Below are 22581 nucleotides of genomic sequence, written 5' to 3' on the forward strand. Positions count from 1 at the left end.
TTGTTTATTCCATTTAAGAACCGCCGCTAAAAGCATCGCGGGGCAAGCCCGCTCCCACCGGTGGGAGCGGGCTTGCCCCGCGATAGGTCTTAAGCCAGTTTTTCGAACTTCAGATCCCACACCCCATGCCCAAGTCGCTCGCCACGGCGTTCGAACTTGGTGATCGGGCGCTCGGCCGGACGCTCTACGCACTTGCCGTCAGCTGCCAGGTTGCGATAACCCGGGGCGACATTCATCACTTCCAGCATGTATTCGGCATAGGGCTCCCAGTCGGTAGCCATATGGAACACACCACCGACCTTGAGCTTGCTGCGCACCAGTTCGGCGAATTCCGGCTGGACGATACGACGCTTGTGGTGACGACTCTTGTGCCACGGATCGGGGAAGAACAGCATCAAGCGGTCGAGGCTGTTGTCAGCCACGCACTTGTTCAGCACTTCGATCGCATCGCAGTCGTAGACCCGCAGGTTCTTCAGGCCCTGAGTCAGTACGCCGTTGAGCAGCGCGCCGACACCCGGACGGTGCACTTCGACACCGATGAAGTCCTGCTCCGGCGCGGCAGCGGCCATCTCCAGCAGGGAATGGCCCATGCCGAAACCGATTTCCAGGGTGCGCGGCGCCGAACGGCCAAAGACCTGGTCGTAGTCCACCGGGCTCTCGGCCAGCGGCAGGATGAACAGCGGCCCACCCTGCTCCAGACCACGTTGCTGGCCTTCGGTCATACGCCCGGCGCGCATCACGAAACTCTTGATGCGGCGGTGTTGACGCTCTTCGCCGTCGGTGGAGATCGGCGTTTCTTGCGATTCAGTCATCAGGGGCTCTTACTTGATCAGACCATCCAGCGGCGACGAGGCGCTGGCATAGAGTTTTTTCGGCATACGCCCGGCGAGGTAAGCCAGACGACCGGCGACAATGGCGTGTTTCATGGCTTCAGCCATCATGATCGGCTGCTGGGCATTGGCAATCGCCGAGTTCATCAGCACCGCTTCACAACCCATTTCCATGGCGATGGTGGCGTCCGAAGCAGTACCGACACCGGCATCGACCAGCACCGGCACTTTCGATTCTTCGAGAATGATCTGCAGGTTGTACGGATTGCAGATACCCAGGCCAGTGCCAATCAGGCCAGCCAGTGGCATGACCGCGATGCAGCCGGCTTCGGCCAGCTGACGGGCGATGATCGGGTCATCGCTGGTGTAGACCATCACGTCAAAACCGTCCTTGACCAGCACTTCGGCGGCCTTGAGGGTTTCGATCACGTTGGGGAACAGGGTTTTCTGGTCGGCCAGTACTTCCAGCTTGACCAGGTTGTGGCCATCGAGCAGCTCACGGGCCAGGCGGCAGGTACGCACGGCTTCGACCGCGTCATAACAGCCTGCGGTGTTCGGCAGGATGGTGTAACGATCCGGCGGCAGCACATCGAGCAGGTTCGGCTCGCCCGGGTTCTGGCCGATGTTGGTGCGACGCACGGCTACGGTGACGATCTCGGCACCCGAGGCTTCGATGGCCAGGCGGGTTTCTTCAAGGTCACGGTATTTGCCGGTGCCGACCAGCAGGCGCGACTGGAAGGTACGGCCGGCCAGGGTAAAGGGCTTGTCGCTGCGAAGGTTGCTCATCGGAAATCCTCTGAAAGGTTGAGGGACTTGCAAGGTGTTCCTGGGGCTCTAGCCGCCGCCGATGGCATGCACGACTTCGACCTGATCGCCTTCACGCAGCGCGGTCGCTGCGTGCTGGCTACGTGGCACGATATCCAGGTTGAGCTCTACCGCGACACGGCGCCCGACAAGGTCCAGGCGGGTCAGCAGGGCCTCGACGCTTTCGCCATCGGGCAACTCGAAGGGTTCACCGTTCAATTTGATGCGCATGCGCACGGCCACCATTATTTTTAGGGGCCCGCATTCTAGCCCTGATCAGGTGCTGCGACCAAGGCCAAGCATCGCCATTCGTCTCGATTCGGACCGCCGAGTCAACCCAGGCGCCAGGCCGCAAGCCCCAGGCACAGCCAGCCACCGAGGAAAGCCAGACCGCCGATCGGGGTGATCATACCCAGTTTACCGATGCCGCTGAGGGTCAACAGATACAGACTGCCAGAGAACAGCACGATGCCCAGGGCGAACAGACCACCGGCCCATCCAATCAGGCGGCCGGGCAACTGCGTGGCCAGCACGGCAACGCCAAGCAAGGCCAGGGCATGCACCAACTGATAGGTCACACCGGTATGGAAGATCGCCAGGTATTCAGGTGTCAGTTTGCCCTTCAGGCCATGCGCGGCAAAGGCGCCCAGGGCGACCCCGGTGAATCCGAAAAAGGCAGCGAGCAAGAGAAAACTACGCAACATGAGGCGACTCCTAGTCATCACAGGGTCTGTATAATGGCCCGCTCATTCGGTTCGGCCAAGCCATCTCTATGTTGTCGTCCATTATCCGCCGTCTTGTCCGCGCCCTGCTCTGGTTCGCCGCTGGCAGCGCTTTGCTGGTGCTGGTGCTGCGCTGGGTACCGCCACCGGGCACGGCGCTGATGGTCGAACGCAAGGTCGAATCCTGGTTCAACGGCCAGCCGATTGACCTGCAGCGCGACTGGGAGCCCTGGGAGCGGATCTCCGATGAGCTCAAGGTGGCAGTCATTGCTGGTGAAGACCAGAAGTTCGCCAATCACTGGGGCTTCGACTTCATTGCCATCCAGGCTGCCCTGGCCCATAACGAACGCGGTGGCAGCATTCGCGGCGCCAGCACCCTGAGTCAGCAGGTGGCCAAGAATCAGTTTCTGTGGTCGGGCCGCAGCTGGCTGCGCAAGGGCCTGGAAGCCTGGTTTACCGCCCTGATCGAGCTGCTCTGGTCCAAGGAGCGGATACTTGAGGTGTACCTCAACAGCGCCGAATGGGGCGAAGGCGTTTTCGGTGCCCAAGCCGCTGCCCAGCATCATTTCGGTGTCGATGCCAGTCGCCTGAGCCGTCAGCAGGCCAGCCTGTTGGCCGCCGTGCTGCCCAGCCCGCTGAACTGGAGTGCCAGTCGCCCCAGCAGTTACGTGGCGCGGCGTGCCGGCTGGATCCGGACGCAAATGCGCCAGTTGGGTGGCAGTGGCTACCTTGCGCAGCTGGACAGCCCGCGCAAGGCGCCCTGGAACCAATAAAAAACCCGGCAAAGCGCATACTTTGCCGGGTTTTTATTGTGTGCTGCTTACTGGGTAATCGCCTTAGAACGCGCCCATGTAGTCGCGCTTGCCCACTTCCACACCATTGTGACGCAGGATTGCGTAGGTGGTGGTGACGTGGAAGAAGAACTGCGGCAGACCGTAGGTCAGCAGATAGGCCTGGCCACTGAAGCGCTTCTCTTTCGGCGTGCCCGGACGGGTCACGATCTCGATGCCTTCCTTGCCATCGATCTGCGCCGGCGCAAAGCCGTCGAGGAAAGCCAGCACCTTAGTGATCAGCGCTTGCAGTTCAGCAAAGGTGGTTTCGTTGTCATCGTATTTCGGCAACTCGACCTCAGCCAGACGCGCCGATACACCTTTGGCGAAATCAACAGCGATCTGCACCTGGCGAACCAATGGGAACATATCCGGATACAGGCGAGCCTGCAGGAACACGCTCGGATCAATGTTTTTCGCCGTGGCGTGCGCTTCGGCCTTGTTCAGAACCTCACTCAAGGCGTTGAGCATTTGCTTGAAAACAGGAACAGAAGCGGCATACAAGGAAATGGTCATAACAGTCTCGACAGGGGTGACGGAAAAAGTGGCGGGGCCAACGTGGCGCGATTATAGACCTGCGCTGCAGGCACCATAAAAAATCGCGGGGCAAGCCCGCTCCCACCGAGAAGCCCGGTGGGAGAGGGGTTGTACCGTGATAGTTTCAGCATAAGATTGCGATTAGGGCTTTCACCTTGTTCATCGCATTCTTCTCCAGCTGACGGATCCGCTCGGCAGACACGCTGTATTTCTCAGCGAGGTCATGCAGCGTGGCCTTTTCCTCGGCCAGCCAGCGCTGGTAAAGAATGTCACGGCTGCGGTCGTCCAGACCCTGCAGGGCTTCGTGCAGGTTGCTGGTGGAGTTGTCGCTCCAGTCAGCATCTTCAAGTTGAAGGGCCGGGTCGTAACGATGATCTTCCAGATAGTTGGCCGGCGACTGGAACGCACTGTCGTCGTCAGCTTCGGACGCTGGATCGAAGGCCATGTCCTGACCGGTCAGGCGGCTCTCCATCTCGCGCACTTCACGTGGCTCTACACCCAGGCTTTCGGCTACACGATGCACTTCATCGTTGTTCAGCCAGGCCAGACGTTTCTTCTGGCTGCGCAGGTTGAAGAACAGCTTGCGCTGGGCCTTGGTGGTAGCGACTTTGACAATGCGCCAGTTACGCAGGATGAACTCGTGAATTTCGGCCTTGATCCAGTGCACGGCAAAGGACACCAGGCGCACACCCATTTCCGGATTGAACCGTTTGACCGCTTTCATCAGGCCAACATTGCCTTCCTGAATCAGGTCGGCCTGGGCCAGCCCGTAGCCGGAATAGCTGCGAGCGATATGTACGACAAACCGCAGGTGGGCGAGCACCATCTGCCGAGCCGCCTCAAGATTCTGCTCATAGTAGAGACTCTCGGCCAGTTCACGCTCCTGCTCCGGCGTCAGCAAAGGGATGCTGTTGACCGTGTGCACATAGGCTTCCAGGTTTGCGCCGGGAACCAGGGCATAGGCAGGTTGCAACGAAGTGGTCATACGAAAAAACCTCCGACTCACTAAACTCGTGCCCGTAGGCACTGCCAACATTGACCGGGAACCGCGAAACAAGTTCCCTAAAAATAAAAAGAATCAATAGCAGCAAAAAGACACTATCGCGGTGCGAGCTCGCTCAAGTGGCGGGCGACCGCAATCCAAGCACCGATATACCCTAACAGTACCGCACCAAGCAAGAGCGACAGACCATCGGCAGGTGGAACCCCGGCCAAGGCGAAATCACTGCCATACAGCCCGGAGAGCCCGATTACCGCGTCGTTCAGCCAGTTCAGGCCAAACGCCAGTACGCCCCAGGCCAATACCCCCGCACCCAGGCCGTACAAGGCGCCCATGTACAGGAAAGGCCGGCGCACATAGCTGTCGGTGCCGCCTACCAGCTTGATCACTTCGATCTCGGTACGGCGGTTTTCGATGTGCAGGCGAATTGTGTTACCAATTACCAAAAGCAGCGCCGAGACCAGCAGCACGGTCAGACCGAAGACAAATCGGTCACCTAGTTTGAGAATCGCCGCCAAGCGCTCGACCCACACCAGGTCCAGCTGCGCCGCTTCCACCTTGGGCAGCTCCGCAAGGCGCTGGCGCAAGGCTTCAAGGGCCGGTTTGTCGACTTCTGCCGGGGTTACCACGACCACACCGGGCAGCGGGTTTTCCGGCAACTCGCGCAGCGCGTCGCCCAGACCGGACTGCTGCTGGAATTCTTCCAGCGCCTTCTCGCGACTGACGTACTCGGCCTCGGCCACACCCGGCAAACCCTTGATCTGCTCACGCAGGGCTTCACCGTCTCGGCTACTGGCGTCGAGCTTGAGGTACAGAGAAATCTGCGCCGCACGCTGCCACGAACCACCCAGACGCTCAACGTTGCTCAGCAACAGCGACAGGCCCATGGGCAGGCTCAGGGCCACTGCCATCACCAGACAGGTGAAAAAGCTGCCGATCGGCTGCTTGGCCAGGCGGCGCAAGCTGTCGAGCAGGCTGGAGCGATGGCTTTCCAGCCAGGCATGCAACAGGGTGCGGAAATCCGGACCATCGTCGTCATGACTGCTGCGTTTGTTCTTTTCCGGTGCCGGATCAGCGGCCTTCGGCGCAACGCGCTCGGAAACCTTGGGACTGCGTGTTGCACTCATTGCCCGGCCTCCCCGTCGCCGATCAAGCGGCCGCGCTGCAGGGTCAGCATGCGATGGCGCATACGCGCAATCAGTGCCAGGTCGTGACTGGCGATCAGCACGCTGGTACCCAGGCGGTTGATATCTTCAAAAACACCCATGATCTCCGCAGCCAGGCGCGGGTCGAGGTTACCGGTGGGCTCGTCCGCCAGCAGCAAGGCCGGGCGGTGAACGATGGCCCGGGCAATACCGACGCGCTGTTGCTGGCCGGTGGAGAGATCGCCAGGAAACAGATCAGCCTTGTCCGACAGGGCTACGCGCTCCAGCGCCGAGTCGACGCGCTTGGCCACCTCGACCTTGGACAGGCCGAGAATCTGCAGCGGCAAGGCAACGTTGTTGAACACGGTCCGGTCGAACAGCAGTTGGTGATTCTGGAACACCACGCCGATCTGCCGACGCAGGAAGGGAATCTGCGCGTTGCTGATCTGCCCCAGGTCCTGCCCGGCCAGCAACAGCTTGCCACTGGTGGGTCGCTCCATCGCCAGCAGCAGGCGCAGCAAGGTACTTTTGCCCGCGCCGGAATGGCCGGTGACGAACAGGAATTCGCCCCGACGCACCCGAAAACTCAACTCATGCAGGCCTACGTGGCCATTGGGGTAGCGCTTGGCGACCTGTTCGAATCGAATCATGGATGCTCCCGCTCGGCAAACAGTGCTTTCACGAAGGGTTCGGCTTCGAAGTTGCGCAGGTCGTCGATACCTTCGCCCACGCCAATATAGCGGATCGGCAGGCCGAACTGCTTGGCCAGGGCGAAGATCACCCCGCCTTTGGCGGTGCCGTCGAGCTTGGTCAGGGCCAGGCCGGTGAGTTCAACGCTCTGGTTGAAGTGTTTGGCCTGGTTGATCGCGTTCTGTCCGGTACCCGCGTCCAGCACCAGCAAGACTTCATGCGGTGCGTCGGCATCGAGCTTGCCGATGACCCGACGGACCTTCTTCAACTCTTCCATCAGGTTGTCTTTGGTGTGCAGGCGACCTGCGGTATCGGCGATCAGCACGTCGATGCCACGCGCTTTGGCAGCCTGGACAGCGTCGAAGATCACCGAAGCGGAGTCGGCACCGGTGTGCTGGGCAATCACTGGAATCTGGTTGCGCTCGCCCCACACCTGCAACTGCTCGACTGCCGCGGCACGGAAGGTGTCACCGGCGGCAAGCATGACTTTCTTGCCTTCCAGCTGGAGCTTTTTCGCCAGTTTGCCGATGGTGGTGGTCTTGCCGGCGCCATTGACGCCGACGACCAGGATCACGAACGGCTTGTTCTGGGCGTGAATGCGCAGTGGCTGTTCGACCGGCTTGAGCAGGTCTGCCAGTTCACCTTGCAGGGACTTGTACAGCGCATCGGCGTCGGCCAACTGCTTGCGTGCGACTTTCTGGGTCAGGCTCTGGACGATCACCGAGGTCGCCTCGACGCCAACGTCGGCGGTCAGCAGGCGGGTCTCGATCTCGTCAAGCAGATCATCGTCGATGGCTTTCTTGCCCAGGAACAGGCTGGCCATGCCTTCGCCGATGCTGGCGCTGGTCTTCGACAGGCCCTGCTTGAGGCGGGCAAAGAAGCCAGCTTTGTTCTCTTCGCTACGAACCGGGGCGACTTCTTCGACAGGCGCAGGCTCGGCAACCACCGCGGCCGCAACTACAGGCGCTACAGGCGCTACAGGCGCTACAGGCGCTACAGGCGCTACAGGCGCTACAGGCGCAGGCTCGGGGGTTACGACCGCGACTGCAACTGGCTCTGGCTCTGGCTCTGGCTCTGGCTCTGGCTCTGGCTCTGGCGCCACAATAACGGGAGCAGGTTCGACAACCACTGGTTGAGGTTCAGCCTGGACCACCACCACAGGTGCCGGGCGCTCCGGAATCGGTGGCGGCGCGTGCGGCTCCAGATCAGCAACCAGCGCGACCGGCTCTTCAGGCACCGGTAGCACCAACCCGACGGACGGTGCCGGCGGCGCTTCGACTGGCGCAACATAAGCAGGCTCAGGTGCTACAACCGGGGCCGGAGCAACCTCGACCGGCGCAATGGCCGCCGGCGCCTCGGCATTATTCAGGGTCGCAGGCTGCTCCGACTCGATCGGTGCAGGGGGTTGTGGCTGTTCGGCAACGGGTTGCTGCGGTTTTTTGCGCAACCAGCCGAACAGGCCTTTCTTTTCACCAGCCGCGGCCGGCGTCTTTTTGTCGTCGTTGGAACCAAACATGGAAGACGGCTATCTCAGGGTAGCGATGCGCCACTGTGGCGCCTCGAAAATTCTTTTAACGCAGAACAGACTACTTTTATTCCGGCTCGTTCATGCGCAGCATTTTGTCTTGTGGCCTGCAGGTCAGATCCACGACAGGCATGGTCGACAGGCAACCGGATCAGTATCCTAGCACCTCCTAGCCCGCTGACGCTAAGACCACGCGGGCAGTCCTACAGGTTAAACAACGTATGAATGCTCTAGCCCGCCGCGCCGCTGGCCTGTTGCTCAGCACAGTTTGTCTGCCGTTCGCGGCCTTTGCCGCCGATCCGCAACCCACCCATGAGTTCATTCTCGACAACGGCCTGAAAGTGGTCGTGCGTGAGGACCACCGTGCGCCGGTGGTGGTCTCGCAGATCTGGTACAAGGTGGGTTCGACCTATGAATCCCCAGGCCAGACGGGCCTGTCCCACGCTCTGGAACACATGATGTTCAAGGGCAGCGAGAAACTCGGGCCCGGCGAAGCCTCGCGCATCCTGCGTGACCTGGGCGCCGAAGAGAATGCCTTCACCAGCGACGACTACACCGCGTATTACCAGGTGCTGGCCCGCGACCGTCTGCCAGTGGCCCTGGAGCTGGAGGCTGATCGCATGAATAGCCTGCGCCTGCCGGCCGACGAGTTCAGCCGCGAGATCGAGGTGATCAAGGAGGAGCGCCGCCTGCGCACCGACGATCAACCCAACGCCAAGGCATTCGAGCTGTTCAGCGCCATGGCCTTCCCGGCCAGTAGCTACCGCACCCCGACCATTGGCTGGATGGCAGACCTGGACCGCATGAAGGTCGAAGAGCTGCGCCACTGGTACGAATCCTGGTACACGCCGAACAACGCCACCCTGGTGGTGGTCGGTGATGTTACCGTCGACGAGGTAAAGGGCCTGGCCCAGCGCTTCTTCGGCGCCATTCCCAAGCGTGCGGTGCCACCGGCCAAGCTGCCGCTGGAACTGGCCGAGCCCGGTTTGCGCGAAACCACCCTGCACGTGCGCACCCAGTTGCCAAACCTGATCTACGGCTTCAACGTCCCGGGCCTGGCCACTGCCAAGGACCCGCGTACCGTGCATGCCCTGCGTCTGATTTCGGCACTGCTTGACGGCGGCTACAGCGCGCGCCTGCCGAGCCGTCTGGAGCGCGGCCAGGAGCTGGTCTCCGGGGCCTCGTCCAACTACAACCCGTTCACCCGCGGTGACAGCCTGTTCCTGATCTCGGCGACGCCGAACCAGCAGAAGAACAAGACCCTGGCCGAGGTGGAAAGCGGCATCTGGAAGCTGCTCGACGAACTCAAGACCACCCCGCCATCGCCTGAAGAACTGGAGCGCGTGCGCGCCCAGGTGATCGCCGGGCTGGTCTACGATCGCGACTCCATCAGCAGCCAGGCCACCGCCATCGGCATGCTGGAGACCGTTGGTCTGTCCTGGAAGCTGATCGACAGCGAACTCGATGAACTGAAAAGCGTGACCCCGGCCGACATTCAGAACGCTGCGCGTACCTATTTCACCCGCGAACGCCTGAGCGTTGCCCATGTATTGCCCGAGGAGAACGCTCATGAGTGAACGTAGCGCACCCCGTTACACCCTGATCGGCCTCGGCATCCTGGCGCTGGTCGGCGTGCTGGCGTTTGTCCTGGCCAAGCCGGCCCAGTCGGACAACGCCGCGCAACCTGCCAACAGCACCGCGGCCAAGCCAGCCAATACCTTGCAGACCCTGGCGGAGCTCGACGGCAAGGCGCCGAGCCGCCGGCAACTGAACATCCAGACCTGGAACACCGCTGAAGGCGCCAAGGTCCTGTTCGTCGAAGCGCGCGAGCTGCCGATGTTCGACCTGCGCCTGACCTTCGCCGCGGGCAGTAGCCAGGATGGCGACGCGCCGGGCCTGGCGACCCTGACCAACGCCATGCTCAACGAGGGCGTGGCCGGCAAGGACGTCACGGCCATTGCCGAAGGTTTCGAAGGCCTCGGCGCGGACTTTGGCAACGGTGCCTACCGCGACATGGCCGTGGCCACACTACGCAGCCTCAGCGCGGCAGATAAACGCGAGCCGGCGCTGAAGCTGTTTGCCGAGGTAGTCGGCAAGCCAACCTTCCCGCAGGATGCCCTTGAGCGCATCAAGAACCAGCTGCAGGCCGGTTTCGAGTACCAGAAGCAGAACCCGGGCAAGCTGGCCGGCATCGCGCTGTTCGAGCACCTGTATGGCAGTCACCCGTATGCCCATCCTAGCGATGGCACGGCCAAGAGCATTCCGCCGATTACCCTGGAGCAACTGCGAGCCTTCCACGCCAAGGCCTATGCTGCTGGCAACACCGTCATCGCCCTGGTCGGTGACCTGAGCCGCAGCGAAGCCGAAGCCATTGCCACCCAGGTCTCGGCAGCCCTGCCCAAAGGTCCGGCCCTGGCCAAGCTGCCGCAGCCGGTCGAACCCAAGCCTGGCACCACGCACATCGACTTCCCGTCCAACCAGACTCACCTGATGCTCGCCCAGCTAGGTATCGACCGAGATGACCCGGACTATGCGGCACTGTCGCTGGGCAACCAGATCCTCGGCGGCGGTGCTTTCGGCACCCGCCTGATGAGCGAAGTGCGTGAAAAGCGTGGCCTGACCTACGGCGTATACTCGGTGTTCAGCCCGATGCAGGTGCGTGGTCCGTTCATGATCAATCTGCAGACCCGTGCCGAGCTCAGCGAAGGCACCCTCAAGCTGGTCCAGGACATCCTTGCCGACTACCTCAAGACCGGCCCGAGCCAGCAGGAGCTGGATGATGCCAAGCGTGAACTGGCCGGCAGCTTCCCGCTGTCCAACGCCAGCAACGCCAGCATTGTTGGCCAGCTGGGTGCCATCGGCTTCTACGACCTGCCACTGACCTGGCTGGAAGACTACATGCAGCAATCCCAGGCACTGACCACCGAACAGGTCAAGGCCGCCCTGAACAAGCACCTCGCCGCGGACAAGATGGTTATCGTCACGGCAGGCCCGAGCGTGGCGCAGAAGCCTCTGCCGCCACCTACTGACAAACCCGCCGAGCAGCCGCTTGGTGTACCGGAGCATTAATGGCCAGTCCATCCGCAAAATCGGCCAAGCCACACAACGGCCAGGGCCAGCTGCGCATCATTGCCGGCGAATGGCGCAGCCGCCGCCTGAGCTTCCCTGACGCCCCCGGCCTGCGCCCGACGCCGGACCGGGTGCGCGAAACCCTGTTCAACTGGCTGGCGCCCCATATCGAAGGGGCCAAGGTGCTTGACGCCTTTGCCGGTAGCGGTGCCTTGTACCTGGAGGCGCTGTCGCGTGGCGCGTCTGAAGCGGTGGCGCTGGACAGCAACCCGGCAGCCATTGCCAGCCTGCGGCAAAACCTGGAAACCCTGCGCTGCCCTCGCGGTCAGGTGATCCAGAGCGATGCCCAGCGTTACCTGCAGGGCGAGCCGAAGCTGGCCTTCGACCTGGTGTTCCTCGACCCGCCGTTCCACCAGGACCTGCTGCCGACCACCTGCGCCTTGCTTGAAGAACGTCAGTGGCTGGCCGCCAACGCCTGGATCTACACCGAGAGCGAAACGCCGCCCTCCGCCCTGCAGCTGCCTGGCAACTGGCGCCTGCACCGGGAGAAAAAGGCCGGCCAGGTGTACTACGCACTCTGGCAACGTGGCTGATTCACGGCACAAACGCGCAACGGGCATTACACTTCACTGCATCCGTTGCGCTTTCTTTTTGAGAAAACTCCGATGTCTTCTGTCCCCCCCAGCTCCTTCAAACCCGCCCTGGGGCTGGGCAATCCGCATCTGCAGACGCTATGGGGGCCACTGTGGCGCAAATCTGCAGCCCTGAGCCGCCAACGTGAACGCCTGTGGCTGGCCGACGGCGATTTTCTCGACCTTGACTGGCACGGCCCCCATGAAGCGACAGCACCCTTGGTATTGGTGCTGCATGGCCTGACAGGCTCCTCCGATTCACCCTATGTCGTCGGCTTGCAACAGGCCCTGGCCGGTCGCGGCTGGGCCAGCGTCGCGCTGAACTGGCGAGGTTGCTCAGGCGAGCCCAACCTGCTCCCGCGCAGCTACCATTCCGGCGCCAGCGAAGACCTCGCCGAGGCCGTCGCGCACCTTCGGGCGCAACGTCCCCAGGCGCCTCTGTTCGCAGTCGGTTACTCGCTGGGCGGCAATGTGCTGCTCAAGCACCTCGGTGAAGTCGGCTCGGCAAGTCAACTGCAGGGTGCCGTGGCGGTGTCGGTGCCGTTTCGCCTGGACCAGTGTGCCGACCGCATCGGCCTGGGGTTTTCCCGGGTTTACCAGGCGCATTTCATGCGCGCCATGCTTGCCTATGTGAAGGACAAACAACGCCACTTCCAGCATCACGGCCACCATGAAGGCCTGGCCGCCCTGGAGCGCCTGGGGCCACTGGAGAATTTGCGCACGTTCTGGGATTTCGATGGCCGGGTCACGGCACCGCTTAATGGCTTTGCCGATGCCAAGGACTATTACCGCCGGGCATCAAGCCGCTACTTTCTCGGCGAGAATAAAACACCGACGCTGATCATCCACTCCAGCGATGACCCCTTCGTGTTCAGCCATAGCCTGCCTGCGGCCAACGAACTGGCGCCGCTGACCACCTTGGAACTGCATTCACGCGGGGGCCATGTCGGCTTTGTCGACGGCAGCATGCGTGAACCGGGGTACTACCTGGAGCGGCGGATTCCACAGTGGCTCGGCAAAGTCTGAGGTCCGATCGCAGGGCAAGCTCTGTGAGAGCGGGCTTGCCCCGCGATACTTTCAATCCCCCTTGGCGACCTGTCGCTGCGGGTCGGTAATCCATTCGCTCCACGAGCCTGCATAGAGCTTGCCCAACGGATACCCGGCCAGCGCCAAAGCAAACAGGTTATGGCACGCCGTCACCCCGGACCCGCAGTAAGCCACCAACTGCTCTGGCGAACGCTTGCCCAGCTTCTCGGCAAAGTGCTGCTTGAGCTGATCAGCGGGTAGAAACCGCCCGTCAGCGCCCAGGTTGTCGGTAAAGGCCGCACACTGCGCCCCCGGAATATGCCCGGCGACCGGGTCGATCGGCTCCACCTCACCGCGAAAGCGTGGCAGGCCGCGGGCGTCGATCAGGGTCAGGTCAGGCTGACCCAGGCGCTCACCCAGCTGTTTGGCGTCAACTACCAGCGCTTTATCAGGCTCGCCATTGAAGGTACCCACACGTTTTTCCGGGGCGTCGAGACTCAACGGCAACTTTGCCGCGTGCCAGGCCTTCAGGCCGCCATCGAGGATCGATACACCGCTGCGTTTGCCGAGCCAGACCAGCAGCCACCAGGCACGCGCAGCGAAAGCACCCGGACCGTCGTCATAAAGAACGATCTCGCTGTCGTTGTTGACACCCCAGGCCCGCAGCCGCTCGATCAGATGGTGCGGATCCGGTAACGGATGGCGCCCGGTCACGCCCTTGATGATCGGGCCACTCAGGTCCCGCTCAAGGTCGGCAAAATGCGCCCCGGCAATATGCCCCTCGGCATAACTGCGCTGGCCATAGTCAATGTCTTCCAGGGCAAAACGGCAATCGAGAATCACCAGCGCCGGCGCCTCCAGGCGGTCGGCCAATTGCTGGGCGGTGATCAGTTGCGCGAGAGGCATGACAGTCTCCTGAACGATTGAACGGATAGGGCCCGGGCTTTATTGCTCCAGTGCCTGATTGAGCGAAACGTAGAATTCCTGACACAGGGCATCCACTGCCGGGCGCGCCTGTGCGGTGACAAAACCGAGCTCCAGCACCAGTACCTGATAGATACCGCGTTTGAAGGCATCTTCGCTCAAGTGCGCCGAGTTCTCCCGAGTGGTACAGAGAAAGCGTACCCAGGAAGTCAGCACGATCCAGGCGTTGAGGGTCAGCGACTCGATCTGCACCGCATCCATCGTCACCAGCCCGGCCTCGACGAAACCACGGTAAATCGCCTGGCCCTGTATCAGGCAGCGCTGGGAAAAGCGCCGGTAGCGGGCGGCCAGTTCCTTGTCGCTGTCGAGCAAGTGCTCAAGGTCGCGGTGCAGAAAGCGGTAGTTCCACATCGCCGCCAACAGCTCCTTGAGGTAGAAGCGCTTGTCGTCGACCGTTGCCACCCGGTCTTGCGGCGGCCGCAAAAAGCTCTCGACCTGTTCTTCGTACTGGCTGAAGAGTACGGCGATGATTTCCTGCTTGTTGGAGAAGTGGTAGTACAGGTTACCCGGGGAGATCTCCATATGGGCTGCGATGTGGTTGGTACTGACACTACGCTCACCCTGCTGATTGAACAGCTCCAGGCTGTTCTGCACGATGCGGTCGCGGGTCTTGATGCGCGGGGCCATGGCCAGCTCCAGATGCCGGGCTTTAATTGAATAGGTCCATCTTACGGTTTATCCGAATCGGGATGTACCTGCTTGAGGTCAAAATCTAGTCGCAAAAACACATCGTTAGAGTATAAGCTCTAGAAAAACACACCGCCGTGGAGTTTCGCATGACCGCCGATGCTGCTCTTCTTTCACGTCCCAGCGCCCTTGATGACCTCGCCGTTCAGTTCAGCGTCCAGCGTCAGGCCTTTGCTGGCAACCCCATGCCACCCGCAGCCCAGCGCCTGCAATGGCTGAAGAGCCTGCGGCAGATGTTGCTCAGCCATCAGGACGCACTGATCGCTGCGATCAACGACGATTTCAGCGGCCGCAGCGCCGATGAAACCCGGCTGGCCGAATTGATGCCCAGCGTCCAGGGCGTGCGCCATGCCGAGCGCCACCTCAAGCAGTGGATGAAAGCCTCGCGGCGTAAAGTCGGCCTGGCGTTTCAGCCGGCCAGCGCCAAGGTGGTGTATCAGCCGTTGGGTGTAGTCGGCGTCATCGTGCCGTGGAACTACCCGCTGTTCCTGGCCATGGGCCCGTTGACCTGCGCCCTGGCCGCCGGCAACCGGGTCATGCTCAAGCTCAGCGAAGCCACACCGGCGACCGGCTTGCTGCTCAAGCGACTACTGGAATCGGCATTCCCTGAAGACCTGATCAGCGTGGTGCTGGGCGAGGCGGATGTCGGCGAAGCCTTCTCGCGCCTGCCCTTCGACCATCTGCTGTTCACCGGTGCCACCAGCGTCGGGCGCCATGTGATGCTGGCGGCGGCTCAGAACCTGACGCCGGTGACCCTGGAGCTGGGCGGTAAATCGCCGGCCATCGTCTCTGCCAGCGTACCTCTGGCCGACGCCGCTGAACGCATCGCCTTCGGCAAGACCCTGAATGCCGGCCAGACCTGTGTAGCACCGGACTACGTGCTGGTGCCTCGCGAGCGCCTGGACGACTTCGCCACGGCTTATCGCAGCGTCGTTCATCGCTTCTATCCGACCGTAGCAGACAACCCGGACTACAGCGCGATCATCAACCCGCGCCACCTGGCGCGCCTGGAAAGCTACCTCAGCGATGCCCGCGACAAGGGCGCGACGATCGTTGACCTGTACCCGCAGGAGCCGCGCCAGGGCCGTCGCCTGCCGCCTCACTTGTTGCTGCAGGTCAGCGACGAGATGCGCGTGATGCAGGACGAAATCTTCGGCCCGCTGTTGCCATTGGTGCCTTACGACAATCTTGATCAAGCGCTTTCGTACATCAACCAGCGCCCTCGCCCCCTGGCGCTTTACTACTTCGGCTACGACCGCGGCGAACAACAGAAGGTACTCGAACAGACCCACTCCGGCGGCGCCTGTCTCAACGACACCTTGTTGCATGTAGCTCAGGATGACCTGCCCTTCGGCGGTGTCGGCCCTTCAGGCATGGGCCATTACCACGGCCACGAGGGTTTCCTGACGTTCAGCAAGGCCAAGGCAGTGTTTGCCAAGCAGCGCTTCAACGCCGCCCGGCTGATCTACCCGCCCTACGGCAAGGCTTTGAGCAAACTGGTGTACAAACTCTTCATTCGCTAATACTGCGACCAGGCCTAACAACAATGACCACAAGCCTGCCTGTTACACCCACCTTGAGCCGCCGTGGGCTGCTCAAGTTCAGCCTTGGCGCCAGTGCCTTCCTGGCTACCGCCGGGTTGGGCGCAAGCCTCAGCGGCTGCTCGGCGCAAACGCCCGCCAGCGCTTTCATCACCCTGCGTCAGGGTGATTTGCCGATTCTGCGGGCGCTGATTCCGGTGGTTCTTGCCGGCACAACCGCCGCCGAGAACCTTGAAGCGGTGCTGCATCGGCTGGACAACAAACTCGCCAGCCTGTCCCCGGCGATGCTCAAACTGACCCTGCAGTTGTTCGATGTGCTTGCTCTACCCGTAACCCGCGGACCGTTGACCGGCATCTGGGGCGGTTGGGATAAAGCCAGCGCTGAACACATCCAGGCGTTTCTGCAGCGCTGGGAAAACAGTTCGCTGAATCTGCTGCAAATGGGCCACGCCTCGCTGCTGCAGCTGCTGCAGATGGCCTGGTACGAAATGCCTGAGTCCTGGGCGCACTGTGGCTACCCCGGCCCACCCAAGATCTGAATCAACCTATAACGACAAGAGGCTGAAGATGCCCGTACCCGACCTATTCCGCGACGGCATTGCCCGCGGCTGGAAAACCCGTGACGCCTCACGCCTGGACCAGGACCTGACCCTGGAAGCGGATATCGCCATCATCGGCAGCGGTGCCGGTGGTGCCACCAGCGCCGAACTGCTCAGCGCCGCGGGTTTCAAGGTGCTGTTGATCGAAGAAGGTCCACTCAAGACCAGCAGCGACTTCCACATGCTTGAAGACCAGGCCTACGCCAGCCTCTACCAGGAAGGCATCGGACGCATGAGCAAGGATGGCGCCATCACCATCCTTCAGGGCCGTGCGGTGGGCGGCACCACCCTGATCAACTGGACTTCGAGCTTTCGCACGCCGGAGCCGACCCTGCAGCACTGGGCCAGCGAGCACGGCGTCAAAGGCCTGAGCAGCGCCGAACTGGCGCCCTGGTTCGAACGCATGGAACAGCGCCTGGGCATCGCCCCCTGGGTGATGCCGCCGAATGCCAACAACGAGGTGCTCAAACGCGGCTGCGAGGCCCTTGATTACAGCTGGAAGGTGATCCCGCGCAACGTGCGCGGCTGCTGGAACCTGGGTTTTTGCGGCATGGGCTGCCCGGTCAATGCCAAGCAATCGATGCTGGTCACCAGCATTCCCGCAACCCTGGACAAGGGTGGCGAACTCCTCTACCTGGCCCGCGCCGACCGCCTGATCCACGATGGCGAGCGCATCAGCGGCCTGCAATGCCAGGCCATGGATGAGCGCTGCGTAAACCCCACCGGGCGGCAGATTCAGGTCAAGGCGCGGCACTACATCCTCGCCGGCGGCGGTATCAACAGCCCGGCCCTGCTGCTGCGCTCGGACGCACCCGACCCGCACGCACGCCTGGGCAAGCGAACCTTCTTGCACCTGGTCAACTTCAGCGCCGGGCAGTTCAAAGACAAGGTCAACCCGTTCTACGGCGCGCCGCAATCGATTTACTCCGACCACTTCCAGTGGCGCAACGGCGTCACCGGCCCTATCGGCTACAAACTTGAGGTACCGCCGCTGCACCCGGCCCTGGCCAGTACCCTGCTCGGCAGCTTCGGTCACGACAATGCAATGCGCATGGAGCAACTGCCCAATACCCATGTGATGCTCGCCCTGCTGCGTGACGGTTTCCATCCGGATAGTGTCGGCGGCGAAGTGCAACTGCGCAGTGATGGCTCGCCGGTGCTCGATTACCCGGTATCGCCCTACGCTTGGGAAGGGGTGCGCCGTGCCTTTCACAGCATGGCCGAGATCCAGTTTGCCGCCGGTGCCGAAGCGGTACTGCCTCTGCACAGCGCCGGCCGCTACGTGAAATCCCTCGGCGAAGCCCGGCAGATGATCGACGGTCTGAGCCTGGAACTGTTCCGCACACGCCTGGGCAGCGCCCATGTCATGGGCGGTTGCGCCATGGGTGAAGACCCGCGCCAGGCCGTCTGCGACAGTCTCGGACGCCATCATCAGCTGGCCAACCTGTCGATTCACGACGGTTCGCTGTTCCCCACCAGCATCGGCGCCAACCCGCAATTGTCGGTGTACGGACTCACCGCACGGCTCACCGATGGCCTGATCGAACGCCTGGTTGCCAGTAGATGACAACAAATGGGCACACTGTCTATAGTGCCTTCAGCGTGCGCAGGCGACTTGGCCGACTGCCACTGCTGCGATACCATCCGACTCCCCAACGCACTCCTGCCAGGACGACGCGATGAACCGAGTGTTGTACCCAGGTACTTTCGACCCTATTACCAAGGGCCATGGCGATCTGGTCGAGCGTGCCTCGCGGCTGTTCGACCAGGTGATCATTGCGGTCGCTGCCAGCCCGAAGAAAAACCCGCTGTTCCCGCTGGAACAACGGGTGGAACTGGCTCGTGAGGTCACCAAGCACCTGCCCAATGTCGAAGTCATCGGCTTCTCCTCCTTGTTGGCGCACTTTGCCAAGGAACAGCAGGCCAATGTGTTCCTGCGCGGCCTGCGGGCCGTCTCCGACTTCGAGTACGAGTTCCAGCTGGCGAACATGAACCGCCAGTTGGCACCGGACGTCGAAAGCCTGTTCCTCACCCCTTCGGAGCGCTATTCGTTCATTTCCTCGACCCTGGTCCGGGAAATCGCGGCGCTCGGTGGCGACATCACCAAATTCGTCCATCCGATAGTGGCCGATGCCCTGACCGAACGCTTCAAGAAGTGACATCGGTGATTTGACCACGGCGCCCGCGTGCACTGCGGGCGCTAATGCGGCACAATTGTGCCCATTGGTTTACAAATTGCCCGGGTTCTGAGCCCTGGCCGGAGTCCCCATGTCCCTGATCATCACCGACGATTGCATCAACTGCGACGTCTGCGAACCCGAGTGCCCGAACGCCGCTATCTCCCAGGGCGAAGAGATCTACGTGATCGACCCGAACCTGTGCACCCAGTGCGTCGGCCACTATGACGAGCCACAGTGCCAGCAAGTCTGCCCGGTTGACTGCATCCCGCTGGATGAAGCCCATCCGGAGACCGAAGAAGAACTGATGGCCAAGTACCGCAAAATCACCGGCAAGGCCTGATGCCGTTCGTCGCCAGGCTCGCTCCGTTCATTCTTGGCGCCGCTCTGGCGCTAGGGGCGGCCAGTGCCCAGGCACAAGGCCCGGGGCGTGCCGCGATTGCCAGCCCGCATGCCGAAGCTACCGCCGCGGCGCGGGAAATCCTCGAACAGGGCGGTAACGCCTTCGATGCCGCTATTGCGGTCAGTGCTGCGCTGGCCGTCGTAGAGCCTTATGGCTCCGGGCTGGGTGGCGGTGGTTTCTTCCTCCTGCGCGAAGGCGACACGCCCGCCCGCTACGCCTTTATCGACGCCCGCGAGCGTGCGCCGGGCAAAGCCAGCGAAGCCATGTACCTGAAGGACGGCAAGGTCCAGCCTGGCCTGTCCATCAATGGCCCGCTGGCGGCGGCGATTCCGGGCTTGCCGGCAGCGCTCGCCGACCTCGCCGCGCACTACGGCAAACTGCCGCTCAAGAACACTCTGGCGCCGGCCATTCGTCTGGCCAACCAGGGCTTCACTGTCGACCGTATCTATCGCGACCGGGCCAAGATGCGCCTGAGCGCCCTGCGCGACGATCCGGAAAGCGCCCGATTGTTCCTCAAGAACGGTGAAGTCCCCGCGCTTGGCGCACAGATCCGCCAACCGGAACTGGCCGTAACCCTTGAGCGCATTGCCCAGCAGGGACGCGACGGCTTCTACAGCGGCCCGACCGCCCAGGCTATGGTGCAAGGTGTACAAGACGCTGGCGGTATCTGGAGCCTGGATGACCTGGCCAACTACCGCACGGCCAAACGCGAACCGTTGCGCTACCAGCTGGCCGATCAGCGCGAACTGATCAGCGCCCCGCCGCCCTCAGCCGGCGGTGTAGCCCTGGCCCAGAGCCTGGCCATGCTCCAGCGTCTGCCCTGGCAGAGCGCCGAGCCGGTGCAGCGCAGCCATTACGTGCTGGAAGTGCTGCGCCGGGCCTACCGCGACCGTGGCCTGCTCGGTGATCCGGACTACGTGAGCAATCCACTGCCACAACTGCTGGCACGCAATTACCTGACCAGTCTTGCCGACAGCATCGATGTGCGCCAGGCGACGCCCAGCAGCAGCTTGCCACCCGCTCCGGCCTGGCGCGAAGGCGACCACACCACCCACTTCGCGGTGATCGATGCCGAGGGCAATGCCGTGGCCGCGACGCTTTCGGTCAACCTGCCCTTCGGCGCAGCCTTCAGCGCACCCGGTACTGGCGTGGTATTGAACAACGAGATGGACGACTTCGCCGCCGACCCGCGTGGCAGCAACAGCTACGGCCTGGCCGGCAGCCAGGCCAATGCCGTGGCCGCCGGCAAACGGCCGCTGTCGAGCATGAGCCCGAGTTTCATCGAGAGCCCGACGCAGTTCGCCGCCTTCGGTACACCCGGCGGCAGCCGTATTCCGAGCATGGTGCTGCTGTCGATGCTGGGTTTTCTCGAAGGCAAGCCGGTCGCCAGCTGGCCCGCAGTGCCGCGTTATCACCACCAGTACCTGCCCGATGTGGTCGAGCACGAACCCGGCGCGTTCAGCACCGAACAGCAGCGCGAATTGCAGGCACGCGGCTATCAGCTCAAGGATTTAGGCCGCACCTACGGTAATCAACAAGTGTTGTACTGGGATAAATCCAGGCAGACCCTCGAAGCCGCCAGCGACCCACGTGGCGTGGGTGCCGCCGACGTGCTCAGCCCGCGCTGAGCACGCTTACTTCTGGCAACGTGGGCAGAATACGCTGGCGCGCTGCCCCAGTTTGACCTCACGCAGAATGCTGCCGCAGACCTTGCAGGGCTCTTCCCGCCGCCCGTAGACGAACAGTTCCTGCTGGAAATAGCCCGGCTGGCCATCACCGCCGACAAAGTCGCGCAAGGTGGTACCGCCGCGCTCGATCGCGCAGGCAAGGATGCGTTTGATCTCGATGGCCAGCTTCAGGTAACGCGCCCTCGAAATACTCCCGGCCTCGCGGCGCGGGTCGATGCCCGCGGCAAACAGCGCTTCGGTCGCATAAATATTTCCGACCCCGACCACCACCGCGTTGTCCATGATGAACGGCTTGACCGCCATCGACTTGCCCCGCGACATCTTGAACAGACGCTCGCCGTCGAACAGGTCGGTCATCGGCTCCGGGCCAAGCTTGATCAGCAGTTCGTGGTTGAGCGGATCGAGGCTCCAGAGCATCGCCCCGAAGCGGCGCGGATCGGTATAGCGCAAGGCCAGGCCCGATTCCAGCTCGATATCCACATGCTCATGCTTGGCTGCCGGTAAACCGATTTCGACCAGGCGCAGGTTGCCGGACATACCCAGGTGACTGATCAGTGTCCCGACCTCGGCATTGAGCAGCAGGTACTTGGCGCGGCGCTCGATCTTGACGAAGCGCTGCCCGGACAGGCGAATATCGAGATCCTCGGGGATCGGCCAGCGCAAACGCCGGTCACGCACGATCACCCGGTTGACGCGCTGGCCTTCCAGGTAAGGCGCAATGCCGCGCCGGGTAGTCTCGACTTCTGGTAATTCCGGCATGAATCAGTGACCGCCCAATTCGCGAATAGTCTGCTTGAGGTTCTCAAAGTCGTACTCGGAAAGCCCCACATAGTCGAGCACCAGGTGCCCAACGGCATTCCACTCGTGGTCGACGCTCTGATTGCCCAGTACCCGGTACGACGAGCAGATGTGCTCGGCCATCTTCAGGATCGCCAGCAGGTTTTTCAGCTGACTGTTACGCGCCGAGTCATCGCTGAACACCGCCAGGGCATTGTGATGATTGGCGATGGCATTACTCAGGTGCTCGGGCAGGCGCCAGGACTTGGCGGTGTAGTAGCCGACCACGGCATGGTTGGTGTTGAACACCTGGTTCTCGGTATCCACAACCCGCTTGTCGCTGCCGGCACTGGCGTAGGCATCTTCGAGCACACCCATGTAATCGGGGAAGCGCTTGAGCATCAGCGGCACGCCGCAGTCGTGGAACAGGCCCAGGGCATAGGCTTCGTCCACTGCCTGGGAGCCGATACGCTTGGCCAGGGTCAAGCAGGTCATGGCCACGTCCTGGGCGGTGTCCCAGAAACGGTTGAGGGTGACGATGGTGTCGTCGGTCATCTCGCCCTTGATCGACTGGGCGTTGATCAGGTTGATGATCGAGCGACTGCCCAGCAGGTTCACCGCACGCTGGATCGAGGCAATTTTGTTGGTCAACCCGTAGTACGGCGAGTTCACCAGCTTGAGCAAGGCGCCCGACAAGCCTGGGTCCTGGGAGATCAGTTTGGCGATCACCTCAAGGTCGGGATCAGGCATGTATTGTTCGAACTGGAGATCAACCATGATCTGCGGCTGTGGCGGCACGCTGATGCCTTGCAAGGCTTGCTGGATCTGTTCGGCGGAGAGTTCCTGGGACATATGTACACACTCGGGGCTGAGCGGCGATTCTAACCCGATCGTACTGGCCAGCGGTGAAGCGAA

At 62.3% G+C, this 22581-nt stretch carries 23 protein-coding genes and 1 pseudogene; 11 read left to right on the plus strand and 13 right to left on the minus strand.

The features are described from left to right. Window positions 1-89: 89 nt before the first annotated feature. The 4 genes from trmB to ACO6VD_RS07430 all read right to left on the minus strand — a co-directional run bounded on the left by trmB (window position 90) and on the right by ACO6VD_RS07430 (window position 2338). Window positions 90-812, minus strand: coding sequence for a tRNA (guanosine(46)-N7)-methyltransferase TrmB (gene trmB / locus ACO6VD_RS07415; protein WP_400173711.1), 723 nt, complete (start codon window positions 810-812; stop codon window positions 90-92). Window positions 813-821: 9 nt separating this feature from the next. Beyond that, window positions 822-1616 carry a thiazole synthase gene (locus ACO6VD_RS07420; RefSeq protein ID WP_038615579.1) on the minus strand — a complete coding sequence of 265 codons (795 nt, stop codon included), beginning with the start codon at window positions 1614-1616 and terminating at the stop codon, window positions 822-824. Window positions 1617-1664: 48 nt separating this feature from the next. Continuing rightward, window positions 1665-1865 (minus strand): sulfur carrier protein ThiS, encoded by a 201-nt coding sequence (gene thiS, locus ACO6VD_RS07425; RefSeq protein ID WP_400173710.1) that lies wholly within the window; start codon window positions 1863-1865, stop codon window positions 1665-1667. Window positions 1866-1966: 101 nt separating this feature from the next. Further along, entirely contained in the window at window positions 1967-2338 is a 372-nt protein-coding gene (locus ACO6VD_RS07430; protein WP_422418022.1) for a DUF423 domain-containing protein, read from the minus strand. Window positions 2339-2371: 33 nt separating this feature from the next. Between ACO6VD_RS07430 and mtgA the strand changes: the two are divergent. Continuing rightward, a pseudogene (mtgA, locus tag ACO6VD_RS07435) lies at window positions 2372-3129 on the plus strand (monofunctional biosynthetic peptidoglycan transglycosylase). Window positions 3130-3192: 63 nt separating this feature from the next. Here the strand turns inward: mtgA and ACO6VD_RS07440 are convergent. The 5 genes from ACO6VD_RS07440 to ftsY form a co-directional block, all read right to left on the minus strand. Continuing rightward, window positions 3193-3702, minus strand: a complete 510-nt coding sequence (locus tag ACO6VD_RS07440) for a DUF1993 domain-containing protein (protein WP_422418024.1) — start codon at window positions 3700-3702, stop codon at window positions 3193-3195. 145 nt (window positions 3703-3847) lie between these two features. Then, entirely contained in the window at window positions 3848-4708 is an 861-nt protein-coding gene (rpoH, locus tag ACO6VD_RS07445) for an RNA polymerase sigma factor RpoH (protein WP_422418026.1), read from the minus strand. Between the two features lie 113 nt (window positions 4709-4821). Next, complete coding sequence (gene ftsX, locus ACO6VD_RS07450; protein ID WP_400173706.1) at window positions 4822-5850, minus strand: permease-like cell division protein FtsX; 1029 nt, start codon at window positions 5848-5850, stop codon at window positions 4822-4824. Beyond that, window positions 5847-6518, minus strand: a complete 672-nt coding sequence (gene ftsE / locus ACO6VD_RS07455) for a cell division ATP-binding protein FtsE (protein ID WP_422418028.1) — start codon at window positions 6516-6518, stop codon at window positions 5847-5849. The genes ftsX and ftsE overlap by 4 nt, the downstream gene beginning before the upstream one ends. Further along, a complete protein-coding gene (ftsY, locus tag ACO6VD_RS07460) occupies window positions 6515-8074 on the minus strand; it encodes a signal recognition particle-docking protein FtsY (protein WP_422418030.1) in 1560 nt (519 codons plus the stop codon). The genes ftsE and ftsY overlap by 4 nt, the downstream gene beginning before the upstream one ends. 230 nt (window positions 8075-8304) lie before the next feature. Here ftsY and ACO6VD_RS07465 point away from each other — a divergent pair, with 230 nt between their 5' ends. The 4 genes from ACO6VD_RS07465 to ACO6VD_RS07480 all read left to right on the plus strand — a co-directional run bounded on the left by ACO6VD_RS07465 (window position 8305) and on the right by ACO6VD_RS07480 (window position 12810). Beyond that, window positions 8305-9660, plus strand: a complete 1356-nt coding sequence (locus ACO6VD_RS07465) for a M16 family metallopeptidase (RefSeq protein WP_422418031.1) — start codon at window positions 8305-8307, stop codon at window positions 9658-9660. Then, complete coding sequence (locus tag ACO6VD_RS07470; RefSeq protein ID WP_400173702.1) at window positions 9653-11152, plus strand: M16 family metallopeptidase; 1500 nt, start codon at window positions 9653-9655, stop codon at window positions 11150-11152. Before ACO6VD_RS07465 ends, ACO6VD_RS07470 begins: the two co-directional genes overlap by 8 nt. Then, on the plus strand, window positions 11152-11745 hold the full coding sequence (gene rsmD, locus ACO6VD_RS07475) for a 16S rRNA (guanine(966)-N(2))-methyltransferase RsmD (RefSeq protein ID WP_400173700.1): 594 nt from the start codon (window positions 11152-11154) through the stop codon (window positions 11743-11745). The genes ACO6VD_RS07470 and rsmD overlap by 1 nt, the downstream gene beginning before the upstream one ends. Window positions 11746-11817: 72 nt before the next feature. Continuing rightward, complete coding sequence (locus tag ACO6VD_RS07480; RefSeq protein ID WP_422418033.1) at window positions 11818-12810, plus strand: hydrolase; 993 nt, start codon at window positions 11818-11820, stop codon at window positions 12808-12810. A gap of 51 nt (window positions 12811-12861) precedes the next feature. Here ACO6VD_RS07480 and ACO6VD_RS07485 read toward each other — a convergent pair whose 3' ends face one another. After that, the gene (locus ACO6VD_RS07485) at window positions 12862-13716 is read right to left on the minus strand and encodes a sulfurtransferase (RefSeq protein ID WP_422418034.1); all 855 of its coding nucleotides are present in this window, start codon (window positions 13714-13716) and stop codon (window positions 12862-12864) included. Between the two features lie 39 nt (window positions 13717-13755). Beyond that, on the minus strand, window positions 13756-14421 hold the full coding sequence (locus ACO6VD_RS07490; RefSeq protein ID WP_422418036.1) for a TetR/AcrR family transcriptional regulator: 666 nt from the start codon (window positions 14419-14421) through the stop codon (window positions 13756-13758). Between the two features lie 149 nt (window positions 14422-14570). On the opposite strand from ACO6VD_RS07490, the gene ACO6VD_RS07495 reads away from it, so the two are divergent. The 6 genes from ACO6VD_RS07495 to ggt all read left to right on the plus strand — a co-directional run bounded on the left by ACO6VD_RS07495 (window position 14571) and on the right by ggt (window position 20829). Further along, a complete protein-coding gene (locus tag ACO6VD_RS07495) occupies window positions 14571-16004 on the plus strand; it encodes a coniferyl aldehyde dehydrogenase (RefSeq protein WP_422418037.1) in 1434 nt (477 codons plus the stop codon). Between the two features lie 23 nt (window positions 16005-16027). Then, on the plus strand, window positions 16028-16561 hold the full coding sequence (locus tag ACO6VD_RS07500; protein WP_422418039.1) for a twin-arginine translocation pathway signal protein: 534 nt from the start codon (window positions 16028-16030) through the stop codon (window positions 16559-16561). A 28-nt stretch (window positions 16562-16589) separates the two neighbouring features. Beyond that, window positions 16590-18188, plus strand: coding sequence for a GMC family oxidoreductase N-terminal domain-containing protein (locus tag ACO6VD_RS07505; RefSeq protein WP_422418041.1), 1599 nt, complete (start codon window positions 16590-16592; stop codon window positions 18186-18188). 112 nt (window positions 18189-18300) lie between these two features. Beyond that, on the plus strand, window positions 18301-18780 hold the full coding sequence (gene coaD / locus ACO6VD_RS07510) for a pantetheine-phosphate adenylyltransferase (protein WP_028943888.1): 480 nt from the start codon (window positions 18301-18303) through the stop codon (window positions 18778-18780). A 109-nt stretch (window positions 18781-18889) separates the two neighbouring features. Beyond that, window positions 18890-19141: a YfhL family 4Fe-4S dicluster ferredoxin gene (locus ACO6VD_RS07515; protein WP_007921257.1), complete on the plus strand. Its 252-nt coding sequence runs from the start codon at window positions 18890-18892 to the stop codon at window positions 19139-19141. After that, the gene (gene ggt / locus ACO6VD_RS07520) at window positions 19141-20829 is read left to right on the plus strand and encodes a gamma-glutamyltransferase (RefSeq protein WP_422418042.1); all 1689 of its coding nucleotides are present in this window, start codon (window positions 19141-19143) and stop codon (window positions 20827-20829) included. The genes ACO6VD_RS07515 and ggt overlap by 1 nt, the downstream gene beginning before the upstream one ends. 6 nt (window positions 20830-20835) lie before the next feature. Here the strand turns inward: ggt and mutM are convergent, their stop codons facing one another. Both mutM and ACO6VD_RS07530 read right to left on the minus strand, forming a co-directional pair. After that, window positions 20836-21648 (minus strand): bifunctional DNA-formamidopyrimidine glycosylase/DNA-(apurinic or apyrimidinic site) lyase, encoded by an 813-nt coding sequence (mutM, locus tag ACO6VD_RS07525; RefSeq protein ID WP_422418044.1) that lies wholly within the window; start codon window positions 21646-21648, stop codon window positions 20836-20838. 3 nt (window positions 21649-21651) lie between these two features. Further along, window positions 21652-22464 carry an HDOD domain-containing protein gene (locus ACO6VD_RS07530; RefSeq protein WP_422418084.1) on the minus strand — a complete coding sequence of 271 codons (813 nt, stop codon included), beginning with the start codon at window positions 22462-22464 and terminating at the stop codon, window positions 21652-21654. Between the last annotated feature and the right edge of the window lie 117 nt (window positions 22465-22581).

The organism is Pseudomonas sp. GZD-222, from assembly GCF_049310525.1.
Taxonomy (GTDB): Bacteria; Pseudomonadota; Gammaproteobacteria; order Pseudomonadales; family Pseudomonadaceae; genus Aquipseudomonas.

Excerpts from the sequence above, each read along its gene's own strand:
- trmB (WP_400173711.1), bottom strand. The coding sequence starts at position 812 with ATGACTGAATCGCAAGAAACGCCGATCTCCACCGACGGCGAAGAGCGT.
- ACO6VD_RS07420 (WP_038615579.1), bottom strand. The coding sequence starts at position 1,616 with ATGAGCAACCTTCGCAGCGACAAGCCCTTTACCCTGGCCGGCCGTACC.
- thiS (WP_400173710.1), bottom strand. The coding sequence starts at position 1,865 with ATGCGCATCAAATTGAACGGTGAACCCTTCGAGTTGCCCGATGGCGAA.
- ACO6VD_RS07430 (WP_422418022.1), bottom strand. The coding sequence starts at position 2,338 with ATGTTGCGTAGTTTTCTCTTGCTCGCTGCCTTTTTCGGATTCACCGGG.
- ACO6VD_RS07440 (WP_422418024.1), bottom strand. The coding sequence starts at position 3,702 with ATGACCATTTCCTTGTATGCCGCTTCTGTTCCTGTTTTCAAGCAAATG.
- rpoH (WP_422418026.1), bottom strand. The coding sequence starts at position 4,708 with ATGACCACTTCGTTGCAACCTGCCTATGCCCTGGTTCCCGGCGCAAAC.
- ftsX (WP_400173706.1), bottom strand. The coding sequence starts at position 5,850 with ATGAGTGCAACACGCAGTCCCAAGGTTTCCGAGCGCGTTGCGCCGAAG.
- ftsE (WP_422418028.1), bottom strand. The coding sequence starts at position 6,518 with ATGATTCGATTCGAACAGGTCGCCAAGCGCTACCCCAATGGCCACGTA.
- ftsY (WP_422418030.1), bottom strand. The coding sequence starts at position 8,074 with ATGTTTGGTTCCAACGACGACAAAAAGACGCCGGCCGCGGCTGGTGAA.
- ACO6VD_RS07465 (WP_422418031.1), top strand. The coding sequence starts at position 8,305 with ATGAATGCTCTAGCCCGCCGCGCCGCTGGCCTGTTGCTCAGCACAGTT.
- ACO6VD_RS07470 (WP_400173702.1), top strand. The coding sequence starts at position 9,653 with ATGAGTGAACGTAGCGCACCCCGTTACACCCTGATCGGCCTCGGCATC.
- rsmD (WP_400173700.1), top strand. The coding sequence starts at position 11,152 with ATGGCCAGTCCATCCGCAAAATCGGCCAAGCCACACAACGGCCAGGGC.
- ACO6VD_RS07480 (WP_422418033.1), top strand. The coding sequence starts at position 11,818 with ATGTCTTCTGTCCCCCCCAGCTCCTTCAAACCCGCCCTGGGGCTGGGC.
- ACO6VD_RS07485 (WP_422418034.1), bottom strand. The coding sequence starts at position 13,716 with ATGCCTCTCGCGCAACTGATCACCGCCCAGCAATTGGCCGACCGCCTG.
- ACO6VD_RS07490 (WP_422418036.1), bottom strand. The coding sequence starts at position 14,421 with ATGGCCCCGCGCATCAAGACCCGCGACCGCATCGTGCAGAACAGCCTG.
- ACO6VD_RS07495 (WP_422418037.1), top strand. The coding sequence starts at position 14,571 with ATGACCGCCGATGCTGCTCTTCTTTCACGTCCCAGCGCCCTTGATGAC.
- ACO6VD_RS07500 (WP_422418039.1), top strand. The coding sequence starts at position 16,028 with ATGACCACAAGCCTGCCTGTTACACCCACCTTGAGCCGCCGTGGGCTG.
- ACO6VD_RS07505 (WP_422418041.1), top strand. The coding sequence starts at position 16,590 with ATGCCCGTACCCGACCTATTCCGCGACGGCATTGCCCGCGGCTGGAAA.
- coaD (WP_028943888.1), top strand. The coding sequence starts at position 18,301 with ATGAACCGAGTGTTGTACCCAGGTACTTTCGACCCTATTACCAAGGGC.
- ACO6VD_RS07515 (WP_007921257.1), top strand. The coding sequence starts at position 18,890 with ATGTCCCTGATCATCACCGACGATTGCATCAACTGCGACGTCTGCGAA.
- ggt (WP_422418042.1), top strand. The coding sequence starts at position 19,141 with ATGCCGTTCGTCGCCAGGCTCGCTCCGTTCATTCTTGGCGCCGCTCTG.
- mutM (WP_422418044.1), bottom strand. The coding sequence starts at position 21,648 with ATGCCGGAATTACCAGAAGTCGAGACTACCCGGCGCGGCATTGCGCCT.